The sequence below is a fragment of the Litoribrevibacter euphylliae genome (assembly GCF_042646085.1).
Taxonomy (GTDB): Bacteria; Pseudomonadota; Gammaproteobacteria; order Pseudomonadales; family Litoribrevibacteraceae; genus Litoribrevibacter; species Litoribrevibacter euphylliae.
In genome coordinates this window covers 622847-635211 of sequence record NZ_JBHRSZ010000002.1, presented here as the reverse complement: position 1 = coordinate 635211, position 12365 = coordinate 622847, and the positions used below count along the sequence as shown (strand labels likewise).

At 45.5% G+C, this 12365-nt stretch carries 9 protein-coding genes; 3 read left to right on the top strand and 6 right to left on the bottom strand.

The annotated features are described in order from the left end of the window. The first annotated feature begins 129 nt into the window (after positions 1-129). Positions 130-1446 (top strand): response regulator transcription factor, encoded by a 1317-nt coding sequence (locus ACFOEK_RS04535; protein ID WP_386716810.1) that lies wholly within the window; start codon positions 130-132, stop codon positions 1444-1446. Positions 1447-1568: 122 nt separating this feature from the next. Next, positions 1569-2930, top strand: coding sequence for an MFS transporter (locus tag ACFOEK_RS04530; protein WP_386716807.1), 1362 nt, complete (start codon positions 1569-1571; stop codon positions 2928-2930). A gap of 97 nt (positions 2931-3027) precedes the next feature. Here ACFOEK_RS04530 and ACFOEK_RS04525 read toward each other — a convergent pair whose 3' ends face one another. The 6 genes from ACFOEK_RS04525 to ACFOEK_RS04500 all read right to left on the bottom strand — a co-directional run bounded on the left by ACFOEK_RS04525 (position 3028) and on the right by ACFOEK_RS04500 (position 10486). Beyond that, positions 3028-4422 carry an ATP-binding protein gene (locus ACFOEK_RS04525; protein WP_386716805.1) on the bottom strand — a complete coding sequence of 465 codons (1395 nt, stop codon included), beginning with the start codon at positions 4420-4422 and terminating at the stop codon, positions 3028-3030. After that, positions 4382-5935: a DUF3369 domain-containing protein gene (locus tag ACFOEK_RS04520; RefSeq protein ID WP_386716802.1), complete on the bottom strand. Its 1554-nt coding sequence runs from the start codon at positions 5933-5935 to the stop codon at positions 4382-4384. The genes ACFOEK_RS04525 and ACFOEK_RS04520 overlap by 41 nt, the downstream gene beginning before the upstream one ends. A 276-nt stretch (positions 5936-6211) precedes the next feature. After that, positions 6212-7153 (bottom strand): alpha-L-glutamate ligase-like protein, encoded by a 942-nt coding sequence (locus ACFOEK_RS04515; protein WP_386716799.1) that lies wholly within the window; start codon positions 7151-7153, stop codon positions 6212-6214. Then, on the bottom strand, positions 7153-8754 hold the full coding sequence (locus ACFOEK_RS04510) for an inactive transglutaminase family protein (protein WP_386716796.1): 1602 nt from the start codon (positions 8752-8754) through the stop codon (positions 7153-7155). Before ACFOEK_RS04510 ends, ACFOEK_RS04515 begins: the two co-directional genes overlap by 1 nt. 47 nt (positions 8755-8801) lie before the next feature. Then, positions 8802-9440, bottom strand: a complete 639-nt coding sequence (locus ACFOEK_RS04505; RefSeq protein ID WP_386716793.1) for an ATP-dependent zinc protease family protein — start codon at positions 9438-9440, stop codon at positions 8802-8804. Further along, a complete protein-coding gene (locus ACFOEK_RS04500) occupies positions 9434-10486 on the bottom strand; it encodes a DUF481 domain-containing protein (RefSeq protein ID WP_386716791.1) in 1053 nt (350 codons plus the stop codon). Before ACFOEK_RS04500 ends, ACFOEK_RS04505 begins: the two co-directional genes overlap by 7 nt. 229 nt (positions 10487-10715) lie before the next feature. Between ACFOEK_RS04500 and ACFOEK_RS04495 the strand changes: the two genes are divergently transcribed. Further along, positions 10716-12323 carry an EAL domain-containing protein gene (locus ACFOEK_RS04495; RefSeq protein WP_386716788.1) on the top strand — a complete coding sequence of 536 codons (1608 nt, stop codon included), beginning with the start codon at positions 10716-10718 and terminating at the stop codon, positions 12321-12323. Positions 12324-12365 lie beyond the last annotated feature (42 nt).

Below are 12365 nucleotides of genomic sequence, written 5' to 3'. Positions count from 1 at the left end.
TACTATGGTTATTAACATATGGTTGGATCTCATGTTTGGTAATAATTTACACCAACTTCATACCTTCTGTTACGGGTAGAAGAACAATAACTATGATTATAAAGCGACAGCGCGTGGAATTGCTGTTGTATGTCTCTAAGTATAACCAGTTCTCTACTGGAAGGGGCAGTGGATGCCAGGGTGATATGGCGGTCAATGGAGTTCTTGATGAAAGTACTGGTTGTTGATGATGAAGTAATTGCACGAAAGGCCGTTTCTCAATCTCTTACAGACGGCTTCCAGCTAACTATGGTTGAGGATGGGCTATCAGCCATATCTTCCGTAAAAGAAAACAAACCTGATTTGATTCTGTTGGATGTTGAAATGCCCGATATGACGGGCTTTGAAGTATGTAAGGAAATCAAAAAATTAAACTCTGGCTGTGAAGATATTCCTGTTGTTTTTATTTCTTCCCGAGGCTCTATGACCGAACGCCTTCATGGCTTGGAGTTGGGCGCAGAGGATTATCTGACCAAACCTTTCGAACCCGAATATTTAAGAGCCAAGTTATCCAAGTTGCTGGATTACCGAAAAGACCGTGACCAGCTGAAGAAACAACTGAAGGATGCGCATCAAGCAGCGTTTCAGGCAATTTCAGGAACAAGTGAATTTGGAACCGCCATTCGGTTTGTGGAAAAGACTCACAGTATTGGGACATACGAACTGTTGGCCAGTCAGTTCTTTAAGGCTACCGATCAGTTTTCGTTGAATTGCAGTTTAATGATCAAATCCGAGCATGAAGTGCAGTTCTATACCAGCAGTAAAACCAATCCTATTGTCAGTCCGCTGGAACAAGAACTGATTCTTATGTTGTCGGAAGCCAAACGTTTCAATGATTTTGGCACGCGAACGCAGATTAATTATCCACATGTGTCTTTGCTGGTTAAAAACATGCCCGTGGAGGATCGTGAGAAATACGGACGATATAAAGATTTATTACCCTTTATGATCGAAGTGACTGATGCCACCATACGTTCATTAAATATCGAAGCGCAACTCATTGAACAGTCTCATAATTTGGGTAAATCTTTTGATACCGTGAAACAAACTCTTATTCAGCTCACTGATGCGTTAAGGCAAAATCAGGAAGATGTCGCCAGCATCATGCATAAAATGCTGAGCGAACTGGATGAAGAAATTCCACGAATGGGATTGGATGACGATCAGGAGCAGTATTTGATTCGACGGATTGATGGTGCCGTCACGGATGCTAACGGTGTTCTGGATTCCGGAGCTAATCTCAAAGGTTCGATTACCAATGTGATTCGTCTGCTCGATCACTTGGTGGATCAACAGAATCAAATGGTGGATAGGGCTATTGCCAGTAAAGCCTGTACCGATGCGTCCATTGAAGAAGAAGGCTCATCACAGGATGTGTGTTCTGATAACGATATCGAGCTGTTTTAATCTGTCAGTCGTTATTCTCTTACTTGTCATAGCGTAAATTACTGGTCATAGCGTAAACTTCACCGTTCTGTGGTAGGGTGCTCCGAAATTCATAACCACTTGTTTCGAGTAGCCCTTGTTCTATGGACGCGTCTTTTAACTCTTCTGCCAGTAACAGCATGATGAATGCTCGTTCGATCAATACGCCGTTTCTATTCGTTTTACTCACGTCGCTCTACTTTTCCCAAGGGTTTCCTTCCGGCTTATTGGCTCATGCCATGCCTGCGATCATGCGTGAGTACGGTGCGTCGCTTTCAGCCATTGGCATGCTGAAGCTATTGGCTTTGCCATGGTTGTTTAAGTTCCTATGGGCGCCTTTGTTAGATCAATACTATTATCGACCAATAGGCCCGCATCGCAGTTGGATTCTTACTATGCAGGTAGGGGCAATTGCTACCTTAGCTGCGATGTCCTTTTTGTCACCAGCATGGCTGTTTGAAGACGGATTGATACTGCTTTTTGTGCTGTTGTGCTTATTGAATGTATTTTCGTCGACACAGGATGTCGCGACCGATGGTTTGGCGGTGTCGCTATTGAGCAAAAAGCTGCGAGGCTTTGGTAACAGCATTCAAGTGGTCGGCTATAAAATTGGTCTTATGTTGGGTGGCTCAGGCCTGTTGGTGTTAATGAATAGCTGGGGCTGGGATATAACGATTCAGCTGGTAGCAGCGACTCTGATCATCATGCTGGTGCCTACCTTGTTATTCAAAGAAAACCAGATTCTTGGATTCAGAAAGCTTACAAGCACCTGCGATCATGTTTCTATTAAACAGAGCGATTCGATTAAACCGGGCGCTGAAGCTTCGCCTTCAAAAGCCAAAGAATTACTGTTTTGGGAATACTTCAAAGTTGAGAAAATTGGCTTCTGGTTGTTGGTCATTTTGACGTATAAGTTAGCCGATGGCATGTCTTCCACCTTGGTTAAGCCTTTGTTGGTTGATCAAGGCATGAGCTTAGCCGATGTGGGGCAGATCACTTTCATCTCATCATTGGTGAGTTTGGTGGGGGCGCTGGTGGTCGGTGTGCTTTATCGCTTTATCACACCCATCTACTTGCTGTTGTTTTTTGCTGTACTGCAAATGGCCACCATCAGTGCTTACAGTTTGATTCCCGGATTGGATAAGCATTCCGAAGAGTATTTAGTTTGGATTTATTGGATTGTTACTCAAGATCAGCTGGTGGATACTATGTCTACGGTGGTGTTGTTTGCCATTATGATGGGACATTGTCGTAAACAGCACGAAGGGGGGGATTACACACTGCAAGCCTGTTTGCAGGTGTTTTCGGCCGGGCTTGCTGGTGCTTTGGGGGGATTCATCGCGGATGCATTAGGTAACTATTCATTATCATTTATAGTGGCCGCCGGATTAGGTGTGTTTACCTTGTTAGCCATCTTCTTATACATCAAGAAGGCGCAGAACCTCGCTCAACAGTCTCAAGATTGACCCCGTTATCTGAATACGTCACCTGAATAAGTGATCTGAACAAGACATGTGGACGAGCGGCGTTAAATCAATTGCTTGTTTCTTAGTTGGTTATTTCTTAGTTGGAGGGTTCCAGTGTCTTTGGAATGAAGATGATAAAACGGGTGAATTGATTGGGCTGACTTTCAACCTCAATCGTGCCCTGTAGCTTTTGGGTGACCAGATTATGCACTATGTTTAATCCAAGGCCGCTGCCGCCCTGAGATCGACGTGTGGTCACGAAGGGCTCATAAATCTTATTAATGATTTCGGGTCTTATTCCCTGGCCATTGTCTTCCACACAGAGTTTGATTTGGGTTTGTTGGTCTTCCACCGTAATGCTGACGTGTCGGTCCGTTTGATCCTCGGGAAAGGCATGAATCCCTGCATTCATCAATAAATTTGTCATTATTTGGGCGATGCTGCCAGGGCAGGTATTCAGGAGAATATTCTTGGGGCAGTTCAGTTGAATGGTGGTCTGATGTTTCTTTTTTAATTCGGCTTTCAGGCTATTCACTATGTTATTGAGCGTATCAACCAGATTGATTTCCAGAAATGAATTGTCACTTTGATCGACTGCGATTTGTTTAAAGCTTTTGACTAAGTCGGCTGCCCGATGAAGATTTTCGATCAATAACAAACTGCCTTCTTCCACCACTTCGATGTACTCTTTGAATTGAGATTGTGTGATTGTGCCTTCCTGAAACGCTTTTGAGATCTGCAGTGTCATGTCCTCAATATGCGTGGCTGTGGTAATGCCTAAGCCAATAGGGTTGTTGATCTCATGAGCCACCCCCGCGACTAACTTGCCGAGGGAAGCCATTTTTTCCTGTTCAGAAATTTGTTCAAAGGCTAAGGACAGATGATGAGTCCGCTCATCTATGAGCTTCGAGAGATATTGGTTGCTCTCTTCCAGGCTTTGTTGGACTTGACGTCGGTCTTGTGCTGTCAGTGCCCGCCCTAAAATATCGGCCAGTGAGCCAACAAAGCTTTGTTCATCCGGTGACCAGGCTCGTATTTGGCCGGTATGTTCACAACACAGGGTGCCGACGATGTGTCCGCCCTGTCGGATCGGTGCATCAAGAATGGAAGCAATGTGTTCTTCTTGCAGATAGTCCTTGAACTCAAAGGTATCAGGATCGACTTGCGCATTGTCGGCCACAATGAACCGCTTTTCACGTAATGCTTTAAAGTACGCAGGGTAATCTGTTTCAGTGCATGTGTTATTCGATTCTTCGATGCCCTTGGAGTGGTTTAAAATCAGGCACCGAATTTGTGTGAAGGTTTTATCTAACTGCCAAACACTACACCGTGCGACGTCTAAACCAGCGCGGCATATTTGAGTGACATATTTCATCGCGGAAGCGTAATCGCCACAGTCTATGGTGGGCGATTGCGACACTTCCAGCAGTAACTTATTAAGCTGTTCTTGTTCACTCATCAGGATATCTGCTTCTGAAGACTTTAAATTCATCGAGATCGTCTAATAAAATATCAACCAGTTTGGGATCAAAGTGCTTGCCCGACTGTTCTTTCAGAAAGGCTGCAATGTCCTCGTGATCCCACGGCGCTTTGTAACATCGAGAGCTACCTAAAGCATCATAGACGTCTGCCAATGCGACAATACGGCCACAAATATCGATTTCTTCGCCTTTCAAAGCCTGTGGATAACCCGTACCATCCCACTTCTCATGGTGCTGGTGAGCGATGATCGCTCCCATTTTTAAGATACGTTTGTCCGATTGCGAGAGAATTTCATAGCCAATTTCGGCATGAGTCTTCATGACTTGCCACTCGTCGTCAGAATGTTTCCCAGGCTTATTTAAAATGGAATCAGGAACCGCGATCTTGCCAATATCGTGTAACGGCGAAGCATGCTTTATGAGCTCAACTGTGGCGTCGGGCAGGCCAATTTTCCGTGCCAGCAATTCACTGATTTTGGCAACTCGTTTTACATGTGCGCCGGTTTCCTTACTGCGTTTTTCAACGGCTTCACCCAGCAGGTATACCAGCTCGCGTTGGGTGTCTTCGATTTCATCCCGGAGCAATAAGTTCTCGTATGCAATGGCAACACTGGTGGAAAAGATCTCCAACAGGCGATGATCCAAATCCGTCAGTTTATCCACGTTCGACACGTAGAGTAGATTTTCACTGCCAGAGCGGGTCGCAAAAAAGCCTACGAAGTGATTGTCTTTATGCAGGGAGGTTTGTTTGGTCATAGCTTCATCAAACAGAGCCATGATGTCATCAGGAATCTTCTGATCTTGCGATTCAATCAAAGGCCCAAGTTGATCACCGGTAGCGGCCAGAATTTGATAGTGGTTTTGACGATGTGAGGCTGCAAACGCAGAAACGGCATTAAGGTAGATAGCATTATCATCCAGCCCCAGAATGTTGGTGACTTGCATTAACATAGCAGATGCGAATTCTTCCAGGCGGCTGAATTCCATAATTTCGTTGCTTGCTTTGATGACTTTTTCCAGTCCTTTGCGGTGGTTATCAATGGTTTTGATATCGCGGAAAGAGCGTAGGGTAGAAAAGAACAGGGTTTTGAGCTTGGTTACTGTGAGCTCGGTTTTGGCTTTGTAATCGTTGATGTCTAGATCGCGGATAACTTGTTCTTCCGGTGCTTGTCCTGGTTGACCGGTTCGTAAAACCACGCGCGTGGATGTGATATTTAAGGTAGTTCGAATGTACTTTGCTAACTCTAAGCCAGCGTGTTCCGTCTCCATAACCACGTCCACCAGAGCTAAAGCATACTCTTTTTGAGTGAGCAGTTCTTTGGCTTCTTGTGCGGAATAGGCGCTGTCAAAGTGCAGAGTTTTATCGTTAAAGGTGAAGCCCTTCAGAACCATTTTAGTCACAGTATGGACTTGGGGTTCGTCGTCTACAATTAGGATATTCCAATGCCCTCTGCTGGCCGTCTGTTCTGACGTAGCACGGGGTTCGGTTGGTTTTTCATTTCCAAAAAGAAGTGCATCACCCATGATTCAGAGTACACCTATTTCGCTCTCTTACTGAGTACAGTTTAGTCGGCTTTTGTGCAACAGGGGAATTACCAAACTGTCCTGTTTAGGCTTAATAGGGTGGGCTTATTAATCAGGCATGCTTTCCATCAGAGACGCTCTTAATCAGGCATGTCTTCAGTCAAGAGTACTCCCGGAAGAGAGTACTCTGAATGAAGCGTATTATTAGTGTTGGCAGGTAAGTGTTGGAGGGTAAGTGATGAATGGTATGTGTCGATTGGTAAGCGTCGACTGGAATTAGTGGCGCCACTGATTAATGGACCACTGTACTCGCTCATCAATACTCAACTCGCAATGTTCCAGCTGTTCTACCGTTTGTAATCTATGCCCTAAACCAATTTGATTGGCGATCTGAATAGCCAGACCTGGTCGTGCATTGACTTCCAGAATCAGTGGGCCTAGTTCATTGTCCAGAACGATATCCGCACCGAGGTAGCCTAAGTGCGTCATTTCATAACAACCGGCAGAAAGCTTCAGAATGGTTTCCCAGTGGGGAATGTCTAGCTCATTAAACGGTTTCTGTGTATCCGGGTGGATGTCCACAAGATGATCGTTTTGAACGGCGAACAGACTTTTACCGGTGGCAATATCCAGTCCAACACCGACTGCACCTTGGTGTAAGTTGGCTTTACCGTCAGACGCTTGAGTGGAGCAACGCATCATCGCCATGATAGGGAAGCCTTTGAAGATAATGACTCGAATATCCGGCACGCCCTGGAAACTGTAGTCGTTAAAACGGGGATCAAAGTTCACCAAGTCTTCGACCATCGCCACATCGTTACGTCCGCCCAAGCTGTAGAGACCACTGAGGGTGTTGGATATATGTCGCTGAATGTCGAGCAGGCTGATGCTGTCGCCGCTGGGTTTCAGGAAATGATCGCCTTCACGGCCGACAATTACCAGAATGCCTTTTCCGCCACTGCCTTGCGCAGGTTTGATCACGAACTTCTCAAGGTGTAAGAACTTATCCAAGGCCGACTTGATTTCAAACTGATGCGAAATCACACCGATCAGGTGAGGCACTGAAATGCCTGCCTGAATGGCGGCTTGCTTAGTCTTCAGTTTGTCATCCACTAATGGGTAATAGCGGCGGTCATTGTAACGTGCAATGTAATCCACGTTGCGCTTGTTCATGCCGAGGATACCCATGCGCTTGAGTGCAAATGGATTGGCTAACATTAGCGCTCCTCCTGAGATGAAGCGGATTGCGCTGCCGGTTTTTGCTGAGCCGGTGGGATATGCCATTCCTGTTCAGACTTACTGACCTGCGCAAAACGGAACAGCTCTGACAAACGATAGCCATTGTATTGACCCAGAATCAGGATGAAACCTAGCGTCGCCAGATGAAGTTCAGGGAAGTTAAAGGCCAGGTATTTCAACGTGCTTGAGGTCATCACAAAGTAACACATGATAGCCACAATCAAGCTTCCGCTCCCTTGTACTAACACGTCTTTCGGGCCTTCTTCTTCCCAGATAATCGACATACGCTCAATGGTCCAGGCCAAAATAATCATCGGGAAGAAGGTCACCGTTAGCCCTTGTTCAATACCCAATTTGTGGCTGGTGATGCTGATTACGCCCATGAGCCCGACCACGATTACTACGATGGCGGCGACCCTGGCCACTAACAGCAAGTTGATATTACTTAGATAGGAGCGAATCAACAGACCAACAAAAACAATGGTCAGGAACACGGGTAAACCAGTGGTCAAAGTGGTTTCAATGAACGCCAGTGCTATCAATACTGGCATAAAGGTACCCGAGGTTTTAATACCGACGAGTACGCGTAGGAACACGACAACTAAAGCTCCAAGCGGAATCAACAGGATCAATTTGAAAATGCTTTGTTGTTCGGTTGGAAGGCCAAGAATGGTGAATTCAGAGTCATCTCCCTCTACATGCAACTCATTCCAAACAGCCACTTTTCGGCTAGACATGATGTTGCTGATGATCGAGAAACGGACTTCTGAATCATAACCGCCGATTACATCCAGCAAGGATTTTCCGCCAATTTGCCAGATCAGGAAGTTATCCAGCGTTGTGTCACGATCCGAGTCAAAGTTAAACAGCTTCCAGTCTTGATCGATGTAAACAGACAGTATTTCAGAAGGCAGTAAACGTCGGTGGCCGTCTTCCAAATAGAGGCCTCGAACGATGGTAGAATCAATGCCTTTCAGGGCTAGCAGATTCATAATAAGCTTGGATTTGCTGCCTGTTTTTAGTTCGTCATTCAATAAATACCCAACTTCCGGCAAGTCTTTGGTCTGAATAATCTGGATGAGTCGATGTACCAGGCTTTCGCGATCCGCTGACTGTTCAAAGGCCATGTCGATAATGGCTTGTGCCGCGATCAGTTGGTCTTTATCGAAGTCCGCTTGTGGTTCAGGATTAGGTTCAGGCATTAACTCGGATTGCTGTTGGCCATCGTAGGTTAGCTGCATTTTATAGAAGAGGCGTTGTTGTCCTGATGCATTACGCTTACTCCATACAGCTTGGCGAACGTTATTCTCTTCCGTGGTTGTTAGCCCGTAACCGCTGGTGGTGTATTGTTCGTCAAGAATGGCGATGCCACTTTGCTGACTTGGCAAGGTGAGTTTTGCTTGAGCTTCCGGCTGTGAAGCATCGGCTTTAAAGTTAACCAGCGCCTCTACGGTCCAGACTTCTTTGGTTTCTCCTTTCACCAGAGGGAAGTCCATTTCATAGGACTTATGCAAGGTCATACCTAACCCCAGAAGGATTAGGGCAAAGGCAATAAAATAGACTTGGGCTCGACTGGACATGGGGCTGTATTCTTCCTTTACTGAGTGTCTTTTGGCTTACTGTTTTTTTATTTATTAGTATCTTTGGCAACGAATTTCTGGCTGACGTCAATGACGGCGCGATCCATCAGAAAGTTACGGCCGATAAGCACCGGGTAGGTGAAGTCTCTACGATCCGTAAGTGATACTTCTACTCGCTCGGACAGGCCACCGATGCTTAAGTCTAATAGTACAACGAAGCGTTCCTGTACTTCGGTGCCATGGCGCTTAACTTTAACGATGCGCTCTACTGGCTTTTCGATCGCAAAGGTTTCTTCGGATTTACGATCTTTAAGGTTAAAGCGAACCCAGGGTTTGCCATCCCGTTCGAAAGGCGTGATGTCTCTGGCATCAATAGAGGTGGTTGTGGCACCGGAATCAATGCGAGATTCGAAGCTCCAACCAGAGGGTTCAATTTTAGTATGCTCTACTTGCCCAATAATGGCTTTTTTCTCAATGCTCTGGAATTTGGCAGGTAAGACCTCAACACGTTTTTCCACTTCTTTGGTTACGATTTTCTGTTTTAATTCCGGACACGCTTGCGGAGCTTCCGTAGGGGGAGGGCAATTTTGAGCTTGTTGATTGCCATCTGATGGTTGCGTCGGCAGAACATCACAGCCTGAAAGTACGCCAACAAGTAAAAGAACACTAAAAGATTTGTTTACCATCGGTAAGATACTCCAAAGGTTAAGTTACTGTAGGTCTTACTGTTGCCAGACTCAGGGGCATCGTTGTAATCCCACTCGTAGTTAAGGTTTATGCCAATGTTATAGGGAAGGCCGTATTCCAGCGTCGAGATACTCTCTATCCGCTTGTCTTCCCTACCAAAGTACAGCAAGTTGTTTTCATGGAAAAAGTACAAGCCATCAATCATGGTTTCTTCTTTATAGTAGAAACGGAATTCCAGACCGAATTCCGAGACTTGCCCTTGTTCTTCATAGTGTTCATCCAGGTGAACCAGGTCAACACTGTAGAGCAGTTTTCGGAAGGGCGCTTGCCATGGTTGATGACCAATTCCGATCCCAAGAATACGGCGACGGTTTAAATTCTCAAATAAGTCTTCTTCATACCGAAAACGTGAGGTTGCGAAGATCTTGGAGCTAACGAAGTAATCTATCGAAGTATCAAATAAGGTTTCACGATCGGTGGTGATGTCGTTGGTGGAATCTCGTTCAAATTCTAACTTCGAACGGTTTCGCAGGTTGTGATAGGTAATCGAATTCTCTAAGGTCAGTTCCAGTTCTCTTGAGTTCTTACCACTTTCACTGTGCTCAATATCAATTTCCGCCAGAATAGAGCCGGAATACTTGAATTCTTGATTGATCGGGGAGAGGTAATAGAAGTACTTCACTTCGTCTAGCGATTCTAATTCAACGGTTTCGCCGTCGATGGTTTCAATCAGGGTGACCCCTTCCTTAATGCTTTGCAGCCTACCTGTGTATTTGGAGCCGTTCTTTAGACGAATGCTGACGTTGCGTTCTAGGATCAGGCTTTGAATATGACTACGGCTAAGACTGACCGAACCGGAATGAGACGTGGACAGTCGTAATTTACTGCCGTCGAGATAACTGATGAAGCCGGTTAATTGATCCCCGCTGCCTGTCACCACTTGATCCGCCTGGGTTGGAACACTTATCAGGGCAAACAGCCAGATCGATAGCGGTCTCAAAAGCCATGTTTTGAGTGAGCCAGTCGTTGAGGAAGTAAAACTCATGAACAAATCGGTCCTTGAACGGTTTTGAAAGTTGACTTTGAGGTCAATGGCTGGAGATGGTTCCCTTCATCTGCCAATAATTAAACTTTATTCACGTTATCTTAATCACTGCGCTTTAAGGTTTAAAGGGATTGATGAATTTTTTGCCTTAGAATGCTCGGATCGATAACGACTTGCTCATAGGTGCCCGAGAGCTACTATAAATACTTTGGGTGAAGCTGTTGTCTTTATGAGAAAAGATCTGTTCAGAGCGTTAAAGGCGTATGTCGGCGTTATCGCATTTGGGGCCATCGTCGCTATTTCTACGTTTTTGCTTTTACTGTTTGTTGATGCGCAACGCTATGCGCTTCAACATCGTCAAGAGCTCACCTTTTACAGCGATCACATGGTGAATAAGATCAGCCGTGATCTGAATCGCTTAAGGGATGTGTTCAAACGACGTGAGTATTTGAATATTGATTGTTCGGATGAGGTCGTTAATCAACTGCGTGAAGAATTATTTGATCTTATCTTTGTCAGCGAACTTGGAATGGTCAGTGTTGACGGTTATTTGAAATGCACCAGCTGGCAGAAAATAGATCCCCCTTTGTTGGTGCAAAAACCACCGAAGCCTTATGAGTTCAGAATCTACGGCCCCACCATTGTTGAGTTCATGCAAAAATCCGCCTTTGTAGTTTCCATGGGTCGCAATGATGGTTCGGAAATCAATGCGCTTCTCCCTATGACTTGGTTGGACGATGTACTTAACTCTGGTTCGCCTTCCGAGTCCATTGGTTTTACAGCCTTGATTGATACACAATCCGGTGTTCCCGTGGCGTTATCAGGAACCTACAGTCTCCCTTTACCGCAAGGCACGGTAACTTTTCCTCTCAATCACGATGTCCAACACGAAGGACTGATGGACAATGGGTCAAGTCACTATCTGAGTATCCGAGTCATCCCCGGCTGGAACTTGGCCGTTGTACAAGCACAAAGCTCTGAATCCCTGAATGCGGGAATTTATCGTTTTGATGTTATGAATTTCTTGGTATCACTAAGCTTAGGTATCTTCATTGCCTTTGTGATGACGCGAATGCGTCCTAAAAATCAGTCACTAAGAGATCGTGTAAATCAGGGCATAAAAAACAATGAATTTGTGAACTACTATCAACCTATTATTGATGCCAGTAATGGCCGAGTGTCTGGTGTTGAAATTTTGTTGCGCTGGCATCATCCGGAAGAGGGCATTTTGCCACCCAACATCTTCATTCCTGAAGCCGAGCGTACGGGCTTAATCATCCCGATGACAGAAGCCATAGTGAATAATGCCATTCATGAAATTTCGGATTTGGCTCAAAGTCGGCTGGGATTTAAAGTCAACATTAATATCTGTGGCCAGCACCTGAGAGATCAGCAATTTGTAGAGCGGATCATCGCCAGTACGCGCTTCTTTCCTCTCCTGATGTTGGAGCTTACTGAAAACGAGTTAATTGATTCCAGTTGTGAAGGTGTGATTGCTTCCATCAACATGCTTCGAAGTCAAAATATTTCTCTGGCCATCGATGACTTTGGTACTGGCTACTCTGGGTTACGCTATCTCGAAGAGCTGCCGATTGATGTCATCAAGATTGACCGCTCATTCGTCGCTGCCTGCGGTACAGACTCCCCAAGCGCTGTCGTGCTGGATTACATGGCTCGCCTCGCCAAAGACCTTAATATGAGTACCGTCGCAGAAGGGGTGGAAACGGAAGCGCAGGTGACATACCTGATGGATCGGGGAATAACGCTTCATCAAGGCTGGCATTACGCCAAGGCAATGCCAGTTGATGAGCTGAAGAGGTTCTTGAATGGGGAATAAGCTGCAAGTTGCTAATAGGTCTTAGAAACTATTTCTTTTCTG